The sequence below is a fragment of the Buchnera aphidicola (Aphis craccivora) genome (genome assembly GCF_005082145.1).
Taxonomy (GTDB): domain Bacteria; phylum Pseudomonadota; class Gammaproteobacteria; order Enterobacterales; family Enterobacteriaceae; genus Buchnera; species Buchnera aphidicola_U.
On record NZ_CP034897.1, the window covers coordinates 20,362 to 43,981 of the forward strand.

The following is a 23,620-nucleotide window of genomic DNA, read 5'->3' on the forward strand; positions in this document are numbered from 1 at the left end:
AATCACATTATTCAAATTAATTTAAAGATTTCTTTCCTCAGATGTATTTTTCTGAGGAAAGAATTTATTTTTGATAAAAAAAATTTTGATTTTAAATTTTAACATATTAGTAAATTTTAAAACCAAAAATTTATGAAATAGTTTGTTTAAACTTTTTTAAGTATTTAATATTATATAAAATTTTCTTTTTAACTAAAAATTAAACATTTAATATTTTTTTATAGAGGAATTTATGAGGGTATATCAAAGTAATCACTTTCGTATTGGTCATAAAATTATTTTTGAAAAAGAACCTTGTTTAATAGAAGCTAGTGAGTTTGTTAAACCTGGAAAAGGCCAAGCTTTTGTTCGTGTTAAATTAAGAAAGTTATTAACAAATCAACTAATAGAAAAAACGTTTAAATCAACTACTTCATTAGAAATAGCAGATATTTTAGAATATAAATTATCTTATTTATACAATGATGGTAATTTTTGGTATTTTATTAATAATAATACTTTTGAAGATTTTTCAGTAGAAAAAAAAATTATTGGTTCAAATAAAAAATGGCTATCAGAACAAGACACATGTTTTGTTATGTTTTGGAATAATAAAGCAATTTCTGTTACACCTAATATTTTTGTAGAATTAACAGTAATAGATACAGAATTAACTTTAAAAGGTGATACAGTCAATACTGGAACTAAATTAGCAAAATTAAATACTGGAGCAATTGTAAAAGTTCCACTATTTATACAAGTTGGATCTTTAATTAAAGTAGATACACGATCCGGTGAGTATGTAGCTAGAATTAAATAAAATATAATGATTAGTATTCATCACCTTTTACATATTGTCTATAACTTTCCCATTCAAAAGTTAACCACAAACTATTCCCTAATCGCATTCTATCAATCACTCTTTCTCCTAATAAATTTTTCATACCTTTATGATCTAAGTTAGATAACATTCCGGTAGATCGTTTTGATGATGATCTTCTATCAACTATTTGATTAATAATGACTTTTTCATATCTAGATTCAGTTTGCATTCCAATTTCATCAATCATTAATAAATCAACAGTGCTAAGATTGTGTAACAAATTTTCTTCAGTAATATTACTAGCACCGCTAAACGTGCCTTTCATGTTAGACATTAAGTCTGCTACTGTTACAATTAAAATACTTTTTCCATGTAAAATCAAGTAGTTTCCTATAGCTGATGCTAAATGATTTTTACCAGTACCAGGTCTTCCTGAAAAAATAAAACTTGCGATATTTTCGTTAAATTCTTCAGCATAACGTTTTGCTGCTTTCAATACTTTTCTTTGTCCTTCATGTTCAATTTTATAATTCTCAAAAGAACAATTCATATATAGTTCACGAATTCCAGATCTTCCTAAAACTCTTTGCATTTTCATTGCTTTATTTTCACGTAATATTGATTCAGAAGATATTCTTCCTTGTTCCTGATTCCAAGCTAATAAATCTTGATCATTTTCAAATTTAGGTTTTATATTATTAGGCATAATTCTTTGAAGACGTTTAAAAAAATCGGCATGAAATATCATTATTTACCTCTAAATCCATCGGGTATTTTTTGATCAGGAATAGGTATATAAGTAATATCTTTTTGTTTTTTAAGTAAGTTAAAAGAGCGAACTCTTTGTAAATTTCTTGCTAGTTTTTGCTCCCATTGTATATGATAAAAAAGACAACCTTCAGCTTCCCAATAGGAAATAAAAGAAGTCAGTTCGTGCTTAGATACTTCTTTTTCTAATATTATTCCCCATAATGCTGCTTTTCTAATGAAATCTTTATCAGGAGTCCATTTAGGATGCATAGAAAATTTTTGTTTTATTTTTTCTTCTTGTTTTTTATCTTCATTTTCAAAATTGTATTCAAGATCAAATATTTTTTTTAATACTGATGGAGTTATAACATAGAATAAAACTTTTTTATTTTTTGATATAGATAAAGTTCCATTTTTTGTTGTTTTTACAATTTGTAAGGGATTTTTACAAAACAAATCTAGATTTACATTCTTGGAGACTAAAATTTTCATAAAAATTTTATCCTATTAAACTTATTAATATTTTTAATTTTATATTTCTTTTGTTTTAAAAATATAAAGATAGCATGCAATATGATTAGTTATTTTTTTTTTATATAAATTGAAATTATGTGGTATTATCAAAGTTTGATTTTTTTTTGTTTCTATATAAATTATTGATTCGTTTTTTATCCATTTTTTTTTCTCTAATAGCATAATAGTTTTTTCTATTAATTCTTCATTATATGGAGGATCTAAAAATATTATATCATATGGTTTTTGAGGTTTTTTTAACCAATTTAAAGCATTTGTATGTATAATTTCTAGATTAGATATATTTAATTTTTGTGTATTTTTTATTAATGAGATCACATTTTTTTTTTCTATTTCTAAAAACGTAACAAATGTAGCATATCGAGATATAGCTTCTATTCCTAATGCTCCACTACCTGAAAAACAATCTAGACAACGAGAATTCTGAATATATTTAGAAAGCCAATTAAAAAGTGTTTCTCTTATTCGATTAGTTGTTGGACGTATGTTTAAATTATTTTTAAAAGATAATTTTCTTCCTTTTAACTTACCGGAAATAATATAAACTTTTCCCTTCTTTTTTAAAAAAGAATTACACATTTTATTAGATTATCTATGTTAGTGATATAATTTATTTTATTATTAAATATAATTTAAATAAATATTTAATTTTGAATTTTTTTAACATAAAGTAAACAATTTTTACTTTTTCATTAAGGAACTATTTAAATGAATGATAATAAAAAAAATAATTTATTCTCTTGGATTAATTCAAAAATAATTAAAAAAAATAAAATTGATTTAAATAAACATCAAATAGAAGATAAAATAAATACTAAGGATTTTAAAAAATTAGATAGTAAAAAAGATGTAAAAATGAATTTTTTTTTTAAATTAAAAGAAAGTTTAAAAAAAACTAAAAAATTTTTTGATAATGGAATTAATCGTATTTTTTCTTTAAAGCATATAGATGAAGCTTTGTTTGAAAAATTAGAAGAGACTATGATTTTATCTGATATTGGCGTTAATACTACTGATAAAATTATTCAAGGATTAATTAATGATGCTGATCGTAAAGCATTAAAAAATCCAAAAGAAGTCTATTTTCTTTTAAAAAAAAGAATGCATTTAATTTTAAAAAAAGTAGAAAAACCTCTTTTAATCTCAAATGAAATTCCATTTGTTATTTTAGTAGTTGGAGTAAATGGGACAGGAAAAACTACAACAGCTTTAAAATTAGCGAAAAAGTATAAATTAGATGGAAAATCTGTCATGTTAGCAGCTGCAGATACATTTCGCGCTGCAGCAATAGAACAATTACAAATCTTAGGAGAAAGATATGATATTCCAGTTATAGCTCAAGTTTCAGGGGCGGATCCAGCCGCAGTAGCATTTGATGCCTTAAAATCTGCTATTTCAAAAAAAATAGATGTTTTAATAGTTGATACAGCAGGAAGGTTACACAATAAACAACATTTATTAGAAGAATTAAAAAAAATAACTAGAGTTATTAAAAAACTAAATACATCTGCTCCACATGAAATAATATTAGTAATTGATGCTTGTAATGGACAAAATACAATAAAACAAACTGAAATGTTTCATAAATCACTTAATTTAACTGGATTAATTATTACGAAATTAGATGGAACTGCAAAAGGAGGAGTAATTTTTGCGTTATCAGATCAATTTTCTATTCCGATTCGTTATGTTGGAACTGGTGAAAAATCAACTGATTTAATTACTTTTAATAGTAGTGATTTTATTAATTCTATTTTTCATCATATAAAATAATTTTTTGTAAATTTTACAGTATAAATAATTTATGCTATTAATTTTTAACTTAATATTAATATATTTATATAAATTTTTGATTTTCAATTTTAACTAAAGTATGATGAAAAATCCCACATACTTATAATTGATTTAATATATTTCGTTTATGCGGGAATCAATATGACTAATAAAGTACAGATATTGTCTGTAACATCATTAGGTAATTTAGATGCTTATATTAGAATAGCTAATTTATGGCCTATGTTATCTATTGAAGAAGAAAAATTATTAACTCAACGTTTACGTTATAATAGTGATTTAGATGCTGCTAAAACTTTAATTCTTTCTCATCTTCGATTTGTTATTCATATTTCACGTAATTATTCAGGATATGGTTTACTTCAAGCCGATTTAATACAAGAAGGAAATATAGGTTTAATGAAAGCAGTTCGAAGATTTAATCCGGAAATTGGAGTTCGTTTAGTTTCTTTTGCAGTTCATTGGATTAAATCTGAGATACATGAATATGTACTTAGAAATTGGAGAATTGTGAAAGTAGCAACTACAAAATCCCAAAGAAAATTATTTTTTAATTTAAGAAAAAGTAAAAATAGATTAGGTTGGTTTAATAAAGAGGAAATTGAAATAGTTGCTCGAGAGTTAGGAGTAAGTACTTCTGATGTTAGAGAAATGGAATCTCGTATGTCAGCTCAGGATATAACTTTCAATTCTTTTCCAGATGAAGATTTAAAAGATGGAAAAAATAATTTAAATATGCCTTATTTACAAGATAAGACATCTGATTTTGCTAATGGATTTGAACAAGATAATTGGGACGAACATGCTACAAATAAATTAAGCAATGCTTTATTGAGGTTAGATAAACGTAGTCGTGATATTATTCGATCTAGATGGCTTGATGATAATAAAAAAAACACTTTACAAGCATTAGCAAATAATTATGGAATTTCCGCAGAACGTGTACGACAATTAGAAAAAAATGCTATGAAAAAATTAAAAATAGCTATAGAAAATTAAATGAAAATATAAATATTATTAATTAGAATATGTTATATAGAGTATGAGACTATTTTATAGAACTAAAAACTCATACTCTTTTGTATAAAATAAAATAAATATCAATTTTTATTCTACTGTTACAGATTTTGCAAGGTTTCTTGGTTGATCTATATTTGTTCCTTTACTTAAAGCAATATAATATGCAAGTAACTGTAATGGAACTATATAAAAAATAGGTGCTATTATTTCTTCTACATATGGAACTTTTAAAAGTGTTATATTTTTTTCTAAATTTATTTCTTCATCAGAAAAAATATAGATTAAACCACCTCTTGTACATATTTCTTGAATATTTTTTTTTGTTTTCTCTAATAATGAATTTTTAGGAGCTGTAATGATAATAGGCATATTTTTATCAATTAGTGCAAGAGGACCATGTTTTAATTCTCCAGATGGATATGCTTCTGCATGAATATAAGAGATTTCTTTTAATTTTAATGCTCCTTCCATAGCTATAGGGTATTGATCACCTCTTCCAAGAAATAATATATTTTTTTTATTATATAATTTTTTTGCTATATTTTGAATTTCTTTGTTTTTTTTTAAAATCTCTTCAATTCTATATGGTAAAATAGTTAAAATTTTTACAATTTTTTTTTCAATATCATTTTCTTTTTTTTTGATACTAACTATTTTCGCTACCAACATTAATAAAACAGTTAGCTGTGTAGTAAATGATTTGGTAGAAGCGACTCCAATTTCAACTCCAGCTTTAGTTAATAAATAGTTGTCCGACTCTTGAACTAAAGATGAACCTTTCATATTACATATAGTTAAATTTCCTAAATATCCTAATTTTTTAGAAATTCTTAATGCTCTCAAAGTATCTGCTGTTTCACCTGATTGAGATAAAGTAATAAAAAAACTTTTTTTTCTAACTGCTAATTTACGTGAAGAAAACTCAGAAGCTACTTCTACATCACATGGAATATTGGCAATTGATTCAAACCAATGTTTAGACACCATAGCAGCATGGTAAGAAGTTCCACATGCAACGATTTGAATGTGTTCTAAATGTAAAAAAATATTTATTTCTTTTAATCCTAACTCTGGAAAATAAATACTTGTATTATTTTTTAAACGGTTCTTTAAAGTATTTCGAATAGATTTTGGTTGTTCATATATTTCTTTTTCCATGTAATGTTTATATTTTCCTTTTTTTACAGATTCATATTTAACATCAGATTTAATTATCTTTCTCTTAATAATAGAATTATCTTTATTAAATATTTTAATATTTTCTCTTTTTACAATAGCAATATCTCCTTCTTTTAAATATATAAAACGTTTTGTAATATTCAACAATGCAATTTGGTCTGAAGCTATAAAATTTTCTTTTGTTCCTAGTCCAATAATTAATGGGCATCCAGAACAAACAGCTATTAATTTTGATGGATTATGACTATCCATGACTACCATACTATAATTGCCTTGTAATTTCATTAAACTATTACGCATAACTTCTAGAAGAGATTTACCTGTTTTTTTTTGTTCCCAATGTAATAAATGCACAATAACTTCAGTATCTGTTTCGGAATAAAATATATAACCTTGTTTTGTTAATAAAGATCTCAGTTGAAAGCTATTTTCAATAATACCATTATGAACGATAGCAATATGAGAGGAAATATGTGGATGCGTATTTTTTTCTGATACTTTTCCATGAGTTGCCCATCGTGTATGAGCAAGACCAATTGTTCCAAATAATTTTTTCTTTTTTGTTTTTTCTATTAATTCATTTACTTTACCTACACATCTAACTCGAGAAAAATTATTATTTTTATTTATTATCGCTAATCCAGAAGAATCGTATCCTCGATATTCTAATCGTTTAATGTTTTCAAGAAGAAAATTAATTATATTACGTTGTGTTACTGCAGCAACAATACCACACATATAGATCTACCCTTGTTTTATTATAAAATAATTTTTAGTAATTTATACTATTAATTAGTATTTTTTTTATCATTTTTTTTATTACGAATCCAGTTTTCTTTATATTTTTGTTCTTTTGTGTTATATACTAAACATGGTTTATCCACACTCTTTATTACAGTAGTTCCTGCTGCGATAGTTGTATTATCTGAAATTTGAATAGGAGCAATTAATTCTGTATTAGAGCCTATAAAAACATTATCACCAATAATAGTTTTTGATTTTTTAAAACCATCATAGTTACACGTAATACTACCTGCCCCAATATTTACTTGAGAACCAATCTCAGAATTTCCAATATAGCTAAGATGTTTTATTTTTGATTTTTTTCCTATAATACTATCTTTAATTTCAACAAAGTTACCTATATGTGTTTCGTTGTTTAATATAGTATAGTTTCTTAAGTGGCAAAAAGGCCCTATTATACAATTTTTTCCTATTTTAACATTTTCTATAATTGTATATTCTTTAATTTGGGATTGATGATTAATAAAACTATTTCTAATTATAGAACCTGCTCCGATTTTAACGTCATTTCCTAAAATTACATTACCTTCTAATATAACACCTGTGTCTATTTCTATATTTTTTCCATGCTTTAAAGTTCCTCTTAAGTTAAAATGATATGGATTTTTTAATGTAATACCAGCTATCATAAGATTTTTAGTTATTTCTTGCTGAATAATTTTTTCTAAAATAGATAATTGCAATTGATTATTTATACCTAATATTTCTTTTTGATTTAAAGGTTTTACTGTTGTAATGGTCTTTCCTTCTAAATAAGCTAAATAAACAATATCTGTAGCATAAAATTCTTGATTAATATTGTTTTGATTAATTTTTAACAGCCATCTTTTCAAATCTTTTCCATTTGCTATAAATGTTCCAGAGTATACTTCTTTAATTAATTTTTCTTTATTATTAGCGCATTTGTCTTCTATAATTTTTATCACTTTTCCTTTTTTTCTAAAAACTCTTCCGTATCCTTCTGGTTTTTTTATGTTGCTAGTTAATAAACTTAAATTTGATTTTTTTTTAGATTCTTGTAATTTTTTTATAGATTCTTTTGAAATAAATGGCATATCTCCATAAAGAATAATAATGTTTTCATTGTCTGAAAAATTTTTTGATGCTATAATTATTGCGTTTCCTGTTCCCTTTTGTTGTTTTTGAATTACCCATTCTACAGAAATATTTTGAGTTTTAGATAATATTTTTTTTATATTATCAGTACAAACTAATATTATTTTTTTAGGTTTAATAGATTTTGCTGTATTTAAAACATATTCTAATATTGTTTTTCCACCTAATCTATGTAATACCTTTGGGTAATTAGATTTCATTCTACTACCTTTTCCAGCTGCTAATATAATAATAACTGTCTCAGTTTTTAACATATATATCCTTTTTTATATTTTTAAAATACATAAAATTTTTTTAAATGATTTTATTTAAAATATTATTAAAGTTAAAATTATAATCAGCAGTTAATAAATATAAATTGATTATTAAAGTATTTTAAACATGTTAAATATATTATTTTAAATATTAAGGTTTATTATGTATCGAATTATTACAGTAGATTTAGATGGTACTTTATTGTCCCCAGAAAATAAAATAACAAAATATACAGAAAAAATCATAAAATTATTAATAAATAAAGGTTTGTTTATTGTCTTTGCATCAGGTCGTCATCATATTGATATGATGTATATTCGAGATAATTTAAATATTAGAATTTTTATGATCACTTCTAATGGAGCTAAAGTTTATAATTTAGATAATAAGTTAATCTTCGAAAATAATTTAGATGTAGAAATTGCTTTTAAACTTGCTTCTTTAAAATATTTTGAATCAGATATTATTACGCAAATTTATCGAAATAATCAATGGTATATAAATAATAGTAAAATTGAAAATAATTTTTGTCCAAGTTTATCATTGTTAAAACATGAGTATTTTTATCTAGATAGATTTAATTTTAGCAAAGTAAGCAAAATTTTTTATACAAGTAATAATCTTGAAAAATTGTGTGCTCTTGAAAAATATATTATTACTTTATTAGGTGATAAAGTGAATGTGAATTTTTCTATTCCAGGATGTTTAGAAGTTATATCTGGGAAAACTTCAAAAGGTCATGGATTAAAATTAATATCTAATATTTTAGGTGTTTCTTTAAAAGAATGTATTACATTTGGTAATGGAATGAATGATTACGATATGTTAAGTATTTCAGGAAAACCATGTATCATGGAAAATTCTGATTCACGTTTAAAAAAAATTTTACCATATGCTGAGATTATCGGTAATAATGCAGATGATAGTGTAGCAGTTTTTTTAGAAAAAATGTTTATTACATCAAACCATTAATTATATAAATATTTTGTTTTAATTAATATTTAAAATTTTTAAAAAAGCTAGGCTGTAGTATACGACGAATAAATTTTAAATGAGTATTGGCATGTGAGCATATAGAAAAAATAAAATTTTGTAGAGTTAGCTCTTTTTGTTCGCCATATCTTATAGCAGCATATAATCTTTTCCATATCCCCTGACCTAATTTTTTTGTAACAATTAAATTTTGTTTTTCAAAGTTATCTACTATCCAATGTGGTAAAGCAGTAATACCCATTTTTGCTGATACCATTTGTATAAGAAGTGAAGTATTATTTACGTTTTTAAATATCGGTATTATTCCTGCTGGTTGTAAAAAAAATTTCCATATGTCTAATCTATGACGCTCTACTGGATATGTCATTAATGTTTCAGATATTAAATCTTCTGGAATAATTTTTTTTTCTTTGTTTGCTAAAGGGTGACTTGGAGATAAAATTAATCGAACTTCAAAATCAAACATGGGTATATAAATTAAATCATTTTTAGGTAAAACTTCTGAAGTTAATACTATATCTAATTTGCCTTGCTGTAGAGATGGTTGAGGACTGAAAATCATATCAGAATAAAAATCTATTTCTACTTTAGGCCAGTTTTTATGAAAAATTTTTAATGCTGGTGTTAACCAATGAATACAGCTATGACATTCAATTGCAAGCTTAATCACTGTTTGATGAGTATATTTACAATTTTTTATTGCTTTATCTATTTTGGGTAAGATTTCTTTAGATAATTTTAGCAAAATTTTTCCTTGGATTGTAAATTTTACAGGATTAGTTTTTCTAATAAATAATTTAAAACCTAATCTTTTTTCTAGTTCATTAAATTGATGAGAAATAGCTGATTGCGTTTGATGTAATTGAATTGCAGCAGAACTCAATGAACCACTATTCTTTAAGGCTTGAAGAGTTCTGAGATGTTTTATTTCGATCATGAGATTCCTTCATATCGAGAATTAAATATTTGCGCTTGCGTATTTTATTTAATACTAGAATTATAAGATATCTATTTTAAATAAATCAATTATTAAATGATTTTAAATAAATATTTATTAAATAGTTATAAAGCAATTATAAGGAAAAAAAATGATTATTTCGAATCATATACTTGGTTTTCCAAGAATCGGTGTGAACCGAGAACTGAAAAGGGCTCAAGAATCTTATTGGTCTGGTGATATTACACAAAAAGATTTATTGCTTGTAGGAAAAAATTTAAGGAAAGATAATTGGAAAAAACAAAAGGAAAGTGGAATACAATATATATCAGTTGGAGATTTTGCTTGGTACGATCATGTTTTAACTACTAGTATGATGTTAGGAAACATACCAGAAAGACATCATGATATTAATGCTTCTTTTGATTTAGATTGTTTATTTCGTACAGCTAGAGGATCTTATCCAGATATTTCTGCATCAGAAATGACAAAATGGTTTAATACTAATTATCATTATATAGTTCCAGAGTTTAATAAAAATAGAAAATTAAAATTTTCTTGGAATCAAATTTTAGAAGAAACGGATGAAGCTTTATTATTAGGTTATAAAGTTAAGCCTATTATTCTAGGACCTATTACATATTTATGGTTGGGAAAAGTAAAAGGAGAATATTTTGATCGTTTAGATTTACTTGACAGTATATTACCTATATATAAGTATATTTTAAGCGAATTATCTGCAAGAAATATTAGTTTTATTCAAATAGATGAACCTGCGTTAGTCTTAGAGCTTCCAGAAAAATGGAAAAAAGCTTACTCATATGCTTATAACTATTTACATGGAAAATCTAAAATATTATTAACAACATATTTTGATAGTATTAATCACAATATAGAATTTATCAGTACTCTACCTGTAGATGGTATTCATATTGATTTAGTTTTTGGAAAATATAATTTATTTGATTTTAATGATAAAATTCCTAAGGAATGGATTTTATCTTTAGGAGTTATTAATGGAAGAAATGTTTGGAAGTCAGATCTTTTAAAATGGTTTGAAATTCTTTCTAAAATTTCTAAATTTCGTCAAAATTTATTAATTAGTTCATCTTGTTCATTATTACATTCTCCTATTGATTTAAATATGGAAAAAAATTTAGATCAAGAAACTAAAAAATGGTTTTCTTTTGCTGTGCAAAAGTGTAATGAATTAACGTTATTATTAAAAGCATTAAAGAGTAATGATACTACTTTAATTAAACAATGGTCTGATCCAATTTATAAACGTAGTTCTTCTGAAAAAGTTCATAAATTTGAAGTTCAAAAACGTGTGTCTAAAATTTTAAATAATAATTTTAATCGTACTAGCAATTATGCTATTCGTGCTAAAGCACAAAAAAGTAAGTTTAATTTGCCTATTTTACCTACAACTACTATTGGTTCTTTTCCTCAAACAATAGAAATAAGAAAGTTAAGAAAAGATTATAAAGAAAATTTAATAAATTTTGAAGAATATAAAAAAGGTATTAAAAAACATATTAAAGAAGTAATACAAAAGCAGGAAGAACTAGACATTGATGTTCTTGTTCATGGAGAATCTGAAAGAAATGATATGGTAGAATATTTTGGTGAAAATTTAGATGGTTTTGCATTTACAGATAATGGATGGGTTCAAAGTTATGGTTCTCGCTGTGTAAAACCACCTATTATTATCGGTGATATTAGTCGTCCAAAACCTATTACTATAGAATGGTCAAAATATGCTCAATCTTTAACAAAAAAACCAGTGAAAGGTATGTTAACAGGACCAGTTACAATTTTATTTTGGTCTTTTCCTAGAGAAGATATTTCATTAGAAATTATTTCTAAACAAATTGCGCTAGCATTACATGATGAAGTTTTAGATTTAGAAAAAGAAGGAATTGAAATTATCCAAATTGATGAGCCTGCATTAAGAGAAGGTTTGCCTTTGAAAAAAAGTTTATGGAGTGAATATTTAACTTGGGCAGTAGACGCTTTTCGTTTAACTTGTTTTAATGTAAAAAACACAACACAAATTCATACACATATGTGTTATTGTGAATTTAATGATATCATGGATTCTATTGCTTTGTTAGATGCGGATGTTATTACAATTGAAACAGCACGTTCTGATATGGAATTATTAGAATCATTTAAGCAATTTAAATATCCAAATGAAGTCGGTCCAGGAGTATATGACATTCATTCTTCCAATATACCTAGTATTGAATCAATCGATATATTATTAAAAAAAGCAATGAAATATATACCATTAAACCGTATTTGGGTAAATCCAGATTGTGGCTTAAAGACAAGAAACTGGCAAGAAACAATATCTGCATTAAAAAATATGGTAGAAGCTTCAAAAAAAATACGAAATAAAATTAAAAAAAATATTTAATCTATATTATTTAAAATACTTAATTAATAAAATATTAAATCATCTTTTAGATTATTTTATATAAATAAAAATCTAAATGATGATTTAAAAATATAATAATTTTTTATTAATTTAAAATATTAAAATTATACTTATGTTCTTTTAATATTATAAAATTTAATGTTTAAAATGACGTTTTTGAGTAAAAATCATTGCTATATTATATTTATTGGCACATTGAATGATTTCTTGATCACGAATTGAACCACCTGGTTGAATAATACAACTTATTCCAATAGAAGCAGCTTTTTCGACTCCATCTACAAAAGGAAAAAATGCATCAGATGCCATAGTGGCTCCTTTTGTATTAAATCCTCTATCTTTTGCTTTAATATTTGCTAATTGAGTTGCATCTACTCTACTGGTTTGACCAGCACCTATACTAATAGTAGTTTTATTAATACCATATAAAATTGCGTTTGATTTAACATATTTTACTACTTTCCAGCAGAAAATAGCATCTTTGAGTTCTTCTTTGTTAGGTAATCTTTTTGTAACAAAATTAAATTTTTTGATATCTATTTCATCATTGTCATATTCTTGTAATAGCAATCCATTTTTTATTTTTTTAAAATCTATTTTTTCATTATTTTTTTTAAATTTTCCAGTAATTAATATTCTTATATTTTTTTTCTTTTTTAATATTTCTAAAGATGTGTTATTTATTTCAGGCGCAATAATTACTTCAACAAATTGTTTTTTAACAATTTCTTCAGCTGTATTTGTATCTATTATAGAATTAAATGCGACTATTCCTCCAAACGCAGAAATAGGATCTGCTTTGTAAGCAGATATATATGCTTCTAATAGAGATATATTTTCAGAAACCCCACACGGGTTGCCGTGTTTTACAATAACACAAGCTGGCTCAGAAAATTGTTTAACGCATTCTAGTGCTATATCTGCATCAGATATATTATTATAGGATAATTTTTTACCATGCATTTGATAGGAAGAACTAATCGTACCAGGATTTGAAAAATTTTCTTCAATGTACAAAGCGGATTTTTGGTGTTGATTTTCTCCGTATCTCAAATTTTGTTTTTTAATAAATTTCATTTTAATATGATTTGGGAATAAATTAGTTTTATTTTTTATATTGAATTTATTTTGATTTGTAAAATATTTTTCAATGCTTTGTTCATAACGCGAAGTATATAAAAAAGCTTGACTTGCTAAATATAATCTTTTTTCTATACTGATATAATTATTTTTTATTTCGTTAAAAATTAATTTAAAATCACAAAAATTTACTATAACTATAACATCTTTATAATTTTTAGCAGCAGAGCGAACTAATGTTGGTCCTCCAATATCAATATTTTCAATCATTTCTTCTATTTTACATTTTTTTTTCATATTGATTTTATCAAACGGATAAAAGTTAATAATTACTATATCAATTGGTAGTATATTATATAAATTCATAATTTCTTGATCTTTTTCTCTTCTAGCTAAAATACCTGCTATTATTTTTGGATGCATAGTTTTTAAACGACCATCCATGATTTCTGGAAAATTTATATATTCTGAAATTTCAGTTACAGGTATATTATGATTTTTTAAATATTTTGCAGTCCCTCCTGTTGCAAATAAATTAATTTTTTTTTCTAATAAAATTTTTGACATTTCTAATAAATGTTCTTTATTAGATAAACTGATTAAAGCATTTTTTAATATATTATTTGATAACATAATTTTGGTTCTTTTATTTAAAAAATATTTTAATAAAATTTGTTTAAAAATTTAATTTCATAGGGGCGCTTTGCCCCTTTAAATTTTTAATATAATAGTGTGTTTATTTAATTGCGTTTTTTAATGTTTTTCCAGATATAAAACTAGGAACTTTTGTCGCTGGAATAATAATTTCTTTTCCTGTTTGTGGATTTCTTCCTGTACGAGAAGCTCTTAAATTAACTTTGAATGTTCCAAAACCAACTATTTGTACAGATTCACCTTTTTTTAAAGAGTCTATAATGGTTGATAATGTTGATTCTAAGGTAGATTTAACCTGTATTTTTGATAAATTAGATTTTTTAGAAATAATATTGATTAATTGAGTTTTATTCATTATCTTCCCTTTTTATTTAACAAAATAATAATTAATTTAAATTATGTTAATGTAAATTTTAATAAAATCATTTATTTTTTTACAATTAAAATAAATTATTTTTAATATAAATTTTATGTTCTTAAAAGTTTTGAAATCATATTTAAGTTGATATTTTATATAATTTAAATCGAAATGTGATTGATATTGTGTTCTTGAAAATTGATTTAAGATGAAAAAGATTAATTCAATGAATCAAATAAAATTAAAATATATAATATATCTAAAAAAAAATAAAAAGATAGTATAAATAAAGTATATATTTTTACTGAAATAAAAAATTTTTTTCAATGTTTTTACAAATTATTTAGGCTGCTTTTGTAGAGCAGCCGTATTTTTATGGTATTTAAGAGTTATATAATATAGTGTTTATGTAAGAGTAGAATTTAATAATTCAGATAAACTTGCAGATGCTTCTTCAGCGCTAACTTGAGAGGATGAATTGTTATTATTATTTAATATATGATTATTATTTGTAGTTTTTCGACGATTTAATCGTTCTTTATGATATGCATAGCCAGTACCTGCTGGAATTAAACGACCAACAATAACATTTTCTTTTAATCCTCGTAGTTCGTCTTTTTTTCCTGCTACTGCTGATTCTGTTAATACTCTAGTTGTTTCTTGAAAAGATGCAGCGGATATAAATGATTCGGTTGCTAATGATGCTTTAGTAATTCCTAATAAATCCCTTGAAAAAGTAGCTGGTATTTTATTTTTTTTATTTAATATACGATTTGAAATTTTTATTCTTGAAAATTCAACTTGTTCTCCATCTAAAAAATCTGAGTTTCCTGATTTAATTATTGTTGCTTTTCTAAGCATTTGTCTTATGATAACTTCAATATGTTTATCGTTAATTTTTACACCTTGTAAACGATATACTTCTTGTACTTCATTAACAATATATTTCGTTACAGCTTGTACACCTCGTAAACGAAGAATATCATGCGGCGATTCTGGACCGTCAGATATAACATCGCCTCGTTCTACTCTTTCTCCTTCAAAAACGTTTAATTGTCTCCATTTGGGAATCATTTCTTCGTATGAATCATTTCCATCTACTGGAGTAATAATTAATCTTCTTTTACCTTTTGTTTCTTTTCCAAATGAAATAATACCACTGATTTCAGCTAAAATAGCTAATTCTTTTGGACGTCTTGCTTCAAATAAATCTGCGACTCTTGGTAACCCACCAGTTATGTCTTTGGTTCCTCCTGATTCTTGAGGTACTCTTGCTAAAGTATCTCCTGAACTAATTTTTACACCATCATTTAATTGTACAATCGCTTTTCCAGGTAAAAAATATTGAGCAGGCATTTCTGTTCCTGAAATAAGTACATCATTGCCTTTTTCATCGATAATTTTTAACGAAGGTCTTAAATCTTTACCAATAGCCATTCTTTCAGCTGTATCTAATACTACTATTGAAGATAACCCAGTTAACTCATCTGCTTGTCTTGTAATGCTTTGGCCATCTATCATATCTATAAATCGAACATAGCCATTTACTTCTGTAATTACCGGTATAGTGTGTGGATCCCATTTTGCTATAGTTTCTCCGGAACTGACTTCTTCTCCATTTTTTTTTGCCATTATAGATCCATAAGGTATTTTATAGCTTTCTTTTGTTCTACCAAATTTATCAATAATGTTTAGTTCTACATTTCTTGATGTTATAACTATTTTCCCTGAGGAATTAGTTACAGATTTTGCATTATTAAGATTTATAATACCTTTGTTTTTAATTTGAATACTAGATTCAGTTGCGGCTCTAGATGCAGCTCCTCCGATATGAAAGGTTCTCATTGTTAATTGAGTACCAGGTTCACCTATAGATTGAGCAGCAATTACTCCTATTGCTTCTCCTTTATTAACTAAATTACCTCTTGCTAAATCTCGACCATAACAGTATGCGCATACACCAAAATCAGTATCACAATTAACTACTGATCTTACTTTGATAGTGTCGATAGAATTTTTTTCTAAAAGGTCACACCATTGCTCATTTAATAAGGTATTTCTTTCAATCAAGATTTTTTTAGTATTAGGATTTAATATATTTTCTGCAGTTACGCGACCTAAAACTCTTTCGCGCAATGGTTCTTTTACATCTCCACCCTCGATTAATGGAGTCATTAAAATTCCTTCATGTGTTCCACAATCTTTTTTTGTAACAACTAAATCTTGTGCTACATCAACAAGACGACGAGTTAAATAACCAGAATTCGCAGTTTTTAATGCTGTATCAGCTAGTCCTTTCCGAGCTCCATGAGTTGAAATAAAATATTGTAATACATTTAAACCTTCTCTAAAATTTGCTGTAATAGGAGTTTCAATGATGGAGCCGTCAGGTTTAGCCATTAAACCACGCATTCCAGCTAATTGACGAATTTGTGCTGCAGACCCTCTTGCTCCTGAATCTGCCATCATAAATATACTGTTAAAAGAAATTTGTTTTTTTGATTTTCCTTGTTTATTTAAAACTAATTCTGTAGATAAGTTTTCCATCATTGCTTTTGCTACTCTTTCATTTGCTGCAGCCCAAATATCAATAACTTTATTATATCTTTCTCCTGCTGTAACTAATCCAGATTGAAATTGTTCTTGTATTTCAGCAACTTCAATTTCTGCTTCATAAATAATATTTGATTTTTTTTCTGGTATAACCATATCATTAATACCGACAGATGCCCCTGATCTTGCTGCATAAGCAAAACCGGTATACATAATTTGATCAGCAAAAGTAACAGTAGGTTTTAACCCTAAAATTCTATAACATGTATTTAACATTTTAGAAATATCTTTTTTTCCTAGAGTTTGGTTAACCATGCTAAATGGTAAACCTTTAGGAACAATCATCCATAAAATCGCTCTTCCTACAGTAGTATTTACTATTCTTTTTATAGGAATTAACTGATTCTCTGTGTTTTTTTGATATTCTATGATTCTAATTTTAATTAAAGAATGTAACTCAGCAATACCTAAATGATATACTTTTTCTGCTTCATTAGAGCCATTCAAAAACATACCTTCGCCTTTTCCATTTATTTTTTCTCGGGTCATATAATACAACCCTAAAACTACATCTTGAGAAGGTACAATAATTGGTTCTCCATTAGCTGGTGATAAAATATTATTTGTAGACATCATTAACGCTCTAGCTTCTAATTGAGCTTCTAGTGTTAACGGAACATGAACAGCCATTTGGTCGCCATCAAAGTCAGCATTATATGCAGCACAAACTAATGGATGTAATTGTATGGCTTTACCTTCTATCAAAACAGGTTCAAATGCTTGAATACCTAATCTATGTAAAGTAGGTGCTCGATTTAATAATACTGGATGTTCTCGAATAACTTCATCTAATATATCCCATACTACAGATTCTTCTCTTTCTACCATTTTTTTTGCAGCTTTGATAGTAGTGGCTAAACCACGCACTTCTAATTTTCCATATATAAATGGTTTAAAAAGTTCTAAAGCCATTTTTTTAGGTAAACCACATTGATGTAATCGTAGATAAGGACCGACAGTAATAACTGATCTTCCTGAATAATCCACACGTTTTCCAAGTAAATTTTGACGAAATCTACCTTGTTTTCCTTTTATCATATCAGCTAAAGATTTAAGAGGTCTTTTATTAGACCCTGTAATTGCTCTTCCTCTTCTTCCATTATCTAATAACGCATCTATAGCTTCTTGCAGCATTCTTTTTTCATTTCGAACAATAATATCAGGAGCAGCTAAATCTAATAATCTTTTTAACCGATTATTTCTATTAATGACTCTTCTATATAAATCATTAAGATCAGACGTTGCAAATCTACCACCGTCTAACGGAACTAGTGGTCTTAAATCGGGAGGTAATACTGGTAAAACAGTGAGAATCATCCACTCTGGTTTATTATGAGATTGTATAAATGATTCAATTAATTTAATTCTTTTTGTTAGTTTTTTTCGTTTAGTTTCAGAATTTGTTTCATTCAATTCTATTCTTAAATTTTCACATTCTTTTATTAAATGCATGTTTTTTAATAATAGCTGAATTGCTTCTGCGCCCATTGCAGCATGAAACTCATCTCCAAATTCTTCTAGTGCATCTAAATATTGTTCTTCTGTTAAAATTTGATTTTTTTCAAGATGAGTCATTCCTGGATTGACAACAACATAAGATTCAAAATAGAGTACTCTTTCGATATCTCTCAATGGCATATCTAATAATAAACCTATACGTGACGGTAATGATTTTAAAAACCAAATATGAGCTGTAGGAGATGAAAGTTCTATATGACCCATCCGTTCACGTCTTACTTTACTTTGTGTAACTTCAACACCGCATTTTTCGCAAATAACACCTCGATGTTTTAATCTTTTGTATTTTCCGCACAGACATTCATAATCTTTTACTGGACCAAAAATACGTGCGCAAAATAATCCATCTCTTTCTGGTTTAAATGTACGATAGTTAATAGTTTCTGGTTTTTTAACTTCTCCGAATGACCAAGATCTAATTACATCTGGTGACGCTAATGAAATTTTAATTGCATCAAAATCTTCGGTTTTAGTTTGGGCTTTTAAAAATTTTAGTAAATCTTTCACGCATAAGCTCTCGTTGGGGTGAAAATTTTGAAGGTTTTAAATCTATACATTTACTTAATATATTAAATATTTTTTATTCGTTTTCTAATTCAATATTAATCCCTAGTGAACGAATTTCTTTTAATAAAACATTAAATGATTCTGGCATTCCAGGTTCCATTTGATGATTGCCATCTACAATATTTTTATACATTTTAGTTCTTCCATTGACATCGTCGGATTTAACAGTTAACATTTCTTGTAATGTATAAGAAGCTCCATACGCTTCTAATGCCCAAACTTCCATTTCGCCAAATCGTTGCCCTCCAAATTGCGCTTTTCCCCCTAACGGTTGCTGAGTTACAAGACTGTAAGAACCAGTTGAACGAGCATGCATTTTATCATCTACCAGATGATTTAATTTTAACATATACATATAACCAACAGTAACAGGTCTTTCAAATTTTTCTCCAGTTCTTCCATCAAAAAGAAAAATTTGCCCAGACATAGGTAGATTAGCAAAATGTAACATTTGTTTTATTTCATTTTCTTTTGCGCCATCAAATACTGGTGTTGCGATAGGAACACCTTTTCTTAGATTTTTTGCTAAATATAACACTTCTTCATTTGAAAATTCTTCTAAATTTACTTTTTGTCTTAAATTTTCTCCTAGATCAAAAGTTTTTTGAATGAATTTTCTTAAATGAGATATTTTTTCTTGTTTTTTTAGCATTTGATTAATTTTATCTCCAATTCCTTTTGCAGCCATACCTAAATGTGTTTCTAAAATTTGTCCAATATTCATACGTGATGGTACTCCTAAAGGATTTAAAACGATATCTACTGGTATTCCATTTTCATCGTATGGCATATCTTCAACAGGATTAATTTTAGAAATAACCCCTTTATTTCCATGTCTTCCAGCCATTTTATCTCCAGGTTGTATTTGACGCTTTACTGCTAAATATACTTTTACTATTTTTAACACTCCTGGTGCAAGATCATCACCTTGTGTAATTTTTCGACGTTTTATTTCTATTTTTTTTTCAAACTCTTTTTTTAATTCATTATGTTGTTGTATAAATTTTTCCATTTCTTGGTTTTTATCTTCTTTTTTAACATTAATTGAAAGCCATTTTTCAAATGGTAATTTATTTAAATATTCTATTTCAACGTTAAAAGATAAAAGAGTTTTTTTAATTTTGGAAAATAAGCTTAATTGAAATATTTTAAATTCTTCTGTAAGATCTTTTTTTGCTTTTTTGAGTTGCATCTCTTCAATTTCTAAAGCTCTTTTGTCTTTTTTAACACCGTCTCGTGTAAAAATTTGAACATCAATTACAGTTCCAGACACTCCATTAGGAACTCTTAACGATGAATCTTTTACATCAGAAGCTTTTTCTCCAAAAATAGCGCGTAATAATTTTTCTTCTGGTGTTAATTGTGTTTCTCCCTTAGGGGTTACTTTTCCTACTAAAATATCCCCTCCAGTTACCTCAGCTCCAATATATACAATGCCTGATTCATCTAATTTACACAGTGCTGCTTCTCCTACATTCGGTATATCTGAACTAATTTCTTCAGGTCCTAACTTAGTATCTCTAGATATACAGGATAGTTCTTGAATATGAATTGTAGTAAATCGATCTTCTTGTACAACTTTTTCTGAAACTAATATAGAATCTTCAAAGTTATATCCATTCCAAGGCATAAATGCTACCCGCATATTTTGTCCTAATGCAAGCTCACCTAGATCAGTGGACGGTCCATCTGCTAATACATCTCCTTTATTTATTTTTTCATTTAATTGAACACATGGTTTTTGATTGATACAAGTATTTTGGTTTGAACGAGTATATTTAGTTAAATTATAAATATCTATGCCAGCTTCTCCTAAATATGTTTCGTGTTCATAAACTTTAATTATAATTCGAGAAGCATCTACATATTGAACGATGCCACTTCTTTTTGCTACAATTGTAACACCTGAATCTACAGCCACTGCTCTTTCCATTCCCGTTCCTACTAAAGGTTTATCAGTTTTTAGAGTGGGAACTGCTTGACGTTGCATATTTGCTCCCATTAAAGCTCTATTTGCGTCATCATGCTCAAGGAAAGGAATTAAAGATGCTCCAACAGATACAATTTGTTGAGTAGAAACATCCATATAATCAACTTGATTAGAATTAAATAAACTTGATTCTCCCTTATGTCTACAAGTTACTAAATCATCAATAAAAAAATTATTTTTGTCTATGTTTGTATTGGCTTGCGCAATAATATAATTTCCTTCTTCTATTGCAGATAAATAATGAATTTCTTTTGTAACTAATCTATTTTTAACCTTTCTATAAGGTGTTTCTAAAAAACCGTATGAATTAGTTCTGGCATATACCGATAAAGAATTAATTAGTCCAATATTAGGACCTTCTGGAGTTTCTATTGGACAAACTCGACCATAATGTGTTGGATGTACATCTCTTACTTCAAAACCAGCTCTTTCTCTGGTTAAACCTCCTAATCCTAAAGCTGAAATTCTGCGCTTATGTGTAATTTCTGATAAAGGGTTATTTTGATCCATAAATTGAGATAATTGACTAGAACCAAAAAATTCTTTTACAGCTGCAGATATTGGTTTAGCATTGATCATATCTTGCGGCATTAAGGTTTCTAAATCTCCTACTGATAATCTTTCTTTTACAGCTCTTTCTACTCTTACTAAACCGAGTCTAAATTGATTTTCTGCCATTTCTCCAACCGATCTAATTCGTCTATTTCCTAAATGATCGATATCGTCTACTTCTCCTTTTCCATTTCGGATATCAATTAATTTCTTTATTACATCAATTATATCTTGTTTATTTAATGTTCCTGGTCCTTCAATGTTTTCGCGTGATAAAGATCTGTTAAATTTCATACGTCCAACGGATGAAAGATCATATCGATCTTCAGAAAAAAATAAGTTTTCAAATAAATTTTCTGTAGCTTCTTTCGTTAAAGGTTCTCCAGGTCTCATAACACGATAGATTTCCATTAAAGCAGTTGTTCTATCATTTGAAGAATCAATACGAAGTGTTTCAGAAATGTACGGACCATGATCTAAATCATTAGTAAAAAGTGTTTCAATATATGAAAAATTTAATTTACGTAATTTTGTTAATATTTCTAAAGATAATTCTGTATTAGCTGAGATAATAATTTCTTTTGTAATTGGGTTTAAATAATTTTTTGATACTATTCTTCCTAGAATATATTCAACTGGTACTACAATAGATTTAATTTTAAATTTATTTAGTTCTTGGATATGTCTAGCAGTAATACGACGACCTTTTTTAATATATATTTTTCCATTTTTTTGAATATCAAAAGAAGCAGTTTCACCTCGAAGTCTTTCTGAAACTAATTCTAGTTCAATTTTATTATCATCTATTTTAAAAATATTTTTTGCAAAAAATAAATTTAATATTTCTTCTGTATTATAATTAAGAGCACGTAAAATAATAGTGACTGGTAGTTTTCTGCGTCTATCAATTCTTACAAATAAATTATCTTTTGGATCAAACTCAAAATCTAACCAAGATCCTCTATAAGGAATAATACGAGCATTATATAAAACTTTTCCTGAAGAATGTGTTTTTCCTTTATCACTATCAAAAAAAACACCAGGACTACGATGTAATTGAGAAACAACAACTCTTTCTGTTCCGTTGATTATAAAAGTTCCATTATTAGTCATTAATGGTATTTCACCCATATATACTTCTTGTTCTTTAATGTCTTTAACTTTAGGTTCTAATATATCACGTTCATAAATAACTAATCTTAATTTTACCCTTAACGGAGCAGAATAAGTAGCACCTCGTATTTGACATTCCTTTACATCAAATGTTGCATCTCCTAATTGATAACTTACATATTGTAATTCAGAATTACCGTTGTAACCTCTTATAGGAAATACCGATTGAAAAGCTGCTTCTAATCCATGTTGTCCTTCTGGATCTGTTTTAATAAATTTTTTATAAGAATTAAGTTGAATCGAAAGAAGATATGGTATATCCAAAATTTGAGGACGTTTTCCAAAATCTTTACGAATACGTTTTTTTTCGGTATAAGAGTAAACCATAGGGTTCCTAAGCTTGTTGACAGATAAATGAAGACTAATGTTATTGTCTTTCAATCTGAAGAAGAGACATTTTTATTTTAATTGTTTATTTTTAATTGTTTAAATAATTTTTATTTTAAAAGTCTTTTTAAAAATTTTTAAATATTCTGTATTATATAAAA

General features: G+C 26.5%; 15 protein-coding genes. 5 read left to right on the forward strand and 10 right to left on the reverse strand.

Annotated elements, in window-relative coordinates; all coding sequences use genetic code 11:
• Positions 1–232: 232 nt before the first annotated feature.
• Positions 233–799 carry an elongation factor P gene (gene efp / locus D9V60_RS00105; protein ID WP_158360345.1) on the forward strand — a complete coding sequence of 189 codons (567 nt, stop codon included), beginning with the start codon at positions 233–235 and terminating at the stop codon, positions 797–799.
• A gap of 10 nt (positions 800–809) precedes the next feature.
• Here the strand turns inward: efp and dnaC are convergent, their stop codons facing one another.
• From dnaC to rsmD, 3 genes are read right to left on the reverse strand one after another with little or no spacing between them, the layout of a single operon-like run.
• Entirely contained in the window at positions 810–1,550 is a 741-nt protein-coding gene (dnaC, locus tag D9V60_RS00110; RefSeq protein WP_158360346.1) for a DNA replication protein DnaC, read from the reverse strand.
• Complete coding sequence (gene dnaT / locus D9V60_RS00115; protein ID WP_158360347.1) at positions 1,550–2,044, reverse strand: primosomal protein DnaT; 495 nt, start codon at positions 2,042–2,044, stop codon at positions 1,550–1,552. The genes dnaC and dnaT overlap by 1 nt, the downstream gene beginning before the upstream one ends.
• A 39-nt stretch (positions 2,045–2,083) precedes the next feature.
• Positions 2,084–2,665 (reverse strand): 16S rRNA (guanine(966)-N(2))-methyltransferase RsmD, encoded by a 582-nt coding sequence (gene rsmD / locus D9V60_RS00120; RefSeq protein ID WP_158360348.1) that lies wholly within the window; start codon positions 2,663–2,665, stop codon positions 2,084–2,086.
• A gap of 129 nt (positions 2,666–2,794) precedes the next feature.
• Here rsmD and ftsY point away from each other — a divergent pair, with 129 nt between their 5' ends.
• Together ftsY and rpoH are read left to right on the forward strand one after the other, a co-directional pair.
• Positions 2,795–3,859 carry a signal recognition particle-docking protein FtsY gene (ftsY, locus tag D9V60_RS00125; protein WP_158360349.1) on the forward strand — a complete coding sequence of 355 codons (1,065 nt, stop codon included), beginning with the start codon at positions 2,795–2,797 and terminating at the stop codon, positions 3,857–3,859.
• A 162-nt stretch (positions 3,860–4,021) separates the two neighbouring features.
• The gene (rpoH, locus tag D9V60_RS00130; protein ID WP_158360350.1) at positions 4,022–4,879 is read left to right on the forward strand and encodes an RNA polymerase sigma factor RpoH; all 858 of its coding nucleotides are present in this window, start codon (positions 4,022–4,024) and stop codon (positions 4,877–4,879) included.
• Positions 4,880–4,987: 108 nt separating this feature from the next.
• Here rpoH and glmS read toward each other — a convergent pair whose 3' ends face one another.
• Both glmS and glmU read right to left on the reverse strand, forming a co-directional pair.
• Positions 4,988–6,817 (reverse strand): glutamine--fructose-6-phosphate transaminase (isomerizing), encoded by a 1,830-nt coding sequence (glmS, locus tag D9V60_RS00135; protein ID WP_158360351.1) that lies wholly within the window; start codon positions 6,815–6,817, stop codon positions 4,988–4,990.
• Positions 6,818–6,867: 50 nt separating this feature from the next.
• Positions 6,868–8,253, reverse strand: a complete 1,386-nt coding sequence (glmU, locus tag D9V60_RS00140; protein ID WP_158360352.1) for a bifunctional UDP-N-acetylglucosamine diphosphorylase/glucosamine-1-phosphate N-acetyltransferase GlmU — start codon at positions 8,251–8,253, stop codon at positions 6,868–6,870.
• Between the two features lie 163 nt (positions 8,254–8,416).
• Between glmU and D9V60_RS00145 the strand changes: the two genes are divergently transcribed.
• On the forward strand, positions 8,417–9,226 hold the full coding sequence (locus tag D9V60_RS00145) for a Cof-type HAD-IIB family hydrolase (protein ID WP_158360353.1): 810 nt from the start codon (positions 8,417–8,419) through the stop codon (positions 9,224–9,226).
• Between the two features lie 22 nt (positions 9,227–9,248).
• Here the strand turns inward: D9V60_RS00145 and metR are convergent, their stop codons facing one another.
• Positions 9,249–10,184, reverse strand: a complete 936-nt coding sequence (metR, locus tag D9V60_RS00150; protein ID WP_158360354.1) for an HTH-type transcriptional regulator MetR — start codon at positions 10,182–10,184, stop codon at positions 9,249–9,251.
• 151 nt (positions 10,185–10,335) lie between these two features.
• Here metR and metE point away from each other — a divergent pair, with 151 nt between their 5' ends.
• The gene (metE, locus tag D9V60_RS00155) at positions 10,336–12,606 is read left to right on the forward strand and encodes a 5-methyltetrahydropteroyltriglutamate--homocysteine S-methyltransferase (protein ID WP_158360355.1); all 2,271 of its coding nucleotides are present in this window, start codon (positions 10,336–10,338) and stop codon (positions 12,604–12,606) included.
• Positions 12,607–12,762: 156 nt separating this feature from the next.
• On the opposite strand, the gene purH is transcribed toward metE, so the two are convergent.
• The 4 genes from purH to rpoB all read right to left on the reverse strand — a co-directional run bounded on the left by purH (position 12,763) and on the right by rpoB (position 23,459).
• On the reverse strand, positions 12,763–14,340 hold the full coding sequence (gene purH, locus D9V60_RS00160; RefSeq protein WP_158360356.1) for a bifunctional phosphoribosylaminoimidazolecarboxamide formyltransferase/IMP cyclohydrolase: 1,578 nt from the start codon (positions 14,338–14,340) through the stop codon (positions 12,763–12,765).
• Between the two features lie 103 nt (positions 14,341–14,443).
• Entirely contained in the window at positions 14,444–14,716 is a 273-nt protein-coding gene (locus tag D9V60_RS00165; protein WP_158360357.1) for an HU family DNA-binding protein, read from the reverse strand.
• 408 nt (positions 14,717–15,124) lie between these two features.
• On the reverse strand, positions 15,125–19,357 hold the full coding sequence (rpoC, locus tag D9V60_RS00170; RefSeq protein WP_158360358.1) for a DNA-directed RNA polymerase subunit beta': 4,233 nt from the start codon (positions 19,355–19,357) through the stop codon (positions 15,125–15,127).
• Between the two features lie 73 nt (positions 19,358–19,430).
• Positions 19,431–23,459, reverse strand: coding sequence for a DNA-directed RNA polymerase subunit beta (gene rpoB / locus D9V60_RS00175; RefSeq protein WP_158360359.1), 4,029 nt, complete (start codon positions 23,457–23,459; stop codon positions 19,431–19,433).
• Positions 23,460–23,620: the final 161 nt, after the last annotated feature.

Coding starts and splice junctions, on each gene's coding strand:
- efp (WP_158360345.1), top strand. CDS start 233: ATGAGGGTATATCAAAGTAATCACTTTCGTATTGGTCATAAAATTATT.
- purH (WP_158360356.1), bottom strand. CDS start 14,340: ATGTTATCAAATAATATATTAAAAAATGCTTTAATCAGTTTATCTAAT.
- D9V60_RS00145 (WP_158360353.1), top strand. CDS start 8,417: ATGTATCGAATTATTACAGTAGATTTAGATGGTACTTTATTGTCCCCA.
- D9V60_RS00165 (WP_158360357.1), bottom strand. CDS start 14,716: ATGAATAAAACTCAATTAATCAATATTATTTCTAAAAAATCTAATTTA.
- glmS (WP_158360351.1), bottom strand. CDS start 6,817: ATGTGTGGTATTGTTGCTGCAGTAACACAACGTAATATAATTAATTTT.
- ftsY (WP_158360349.1), top strand. CDS start 2,795: ATGAATGATAATAAAAAAAATAATTTATTCTCTTGGATTAATTCAAAA.
- rsmD (WP_158360348.1), bottom strand. CDS start 2,665: ATGTGTAATTCTTTTTTAAAAAAGAAGGGAAAAGTTTATATTATTTCC.
- dnaC (WP_158360346.1), bottom strand. CDS start 1,550: ATGATATTTCATGCCGATTTTTTTAAACGTCTTCAAAGAATTATGCCT.
- rpoH (WP_158360350.1), top strand. CDS start 4,022: ATGACTAATAAAGTACAGATATTGTCTGTAACATCATTAGGTAATTTA.
- dnaT (WP_158360347.1), bottom strand. CDS start 2,044: ATGAAAATTTTAGTCTCCAAGAATGTAAATCTAGATTTGTTTTGTAAA.
- metE (WP_158360355.1), top strand. CDS start 10,336: ATGATTATTTCGAATCATATACTTGGTTTTCCAAGAATCGGTGTGAAC.
- glmU (WP_158360352.1), bottom strand. CDS start 8,253: ATGTTAAAAACTGAGACAGTTATTATTATATTAGCAGCTGGAAAAGGT.
- rpoB (WP_158360359.1), bottom strand. CDS start 23,459: ATGGTTTACTCTTATACCGAAAAAAAACGTATTCGTAAAGATTTTGGA.
- metR (WP_158360354.1), bottom strand. CDS start 10,184: ATGATCGAAATAAAACATCTCAGAACTCTTCAAGCCTTAAAGAATAGT.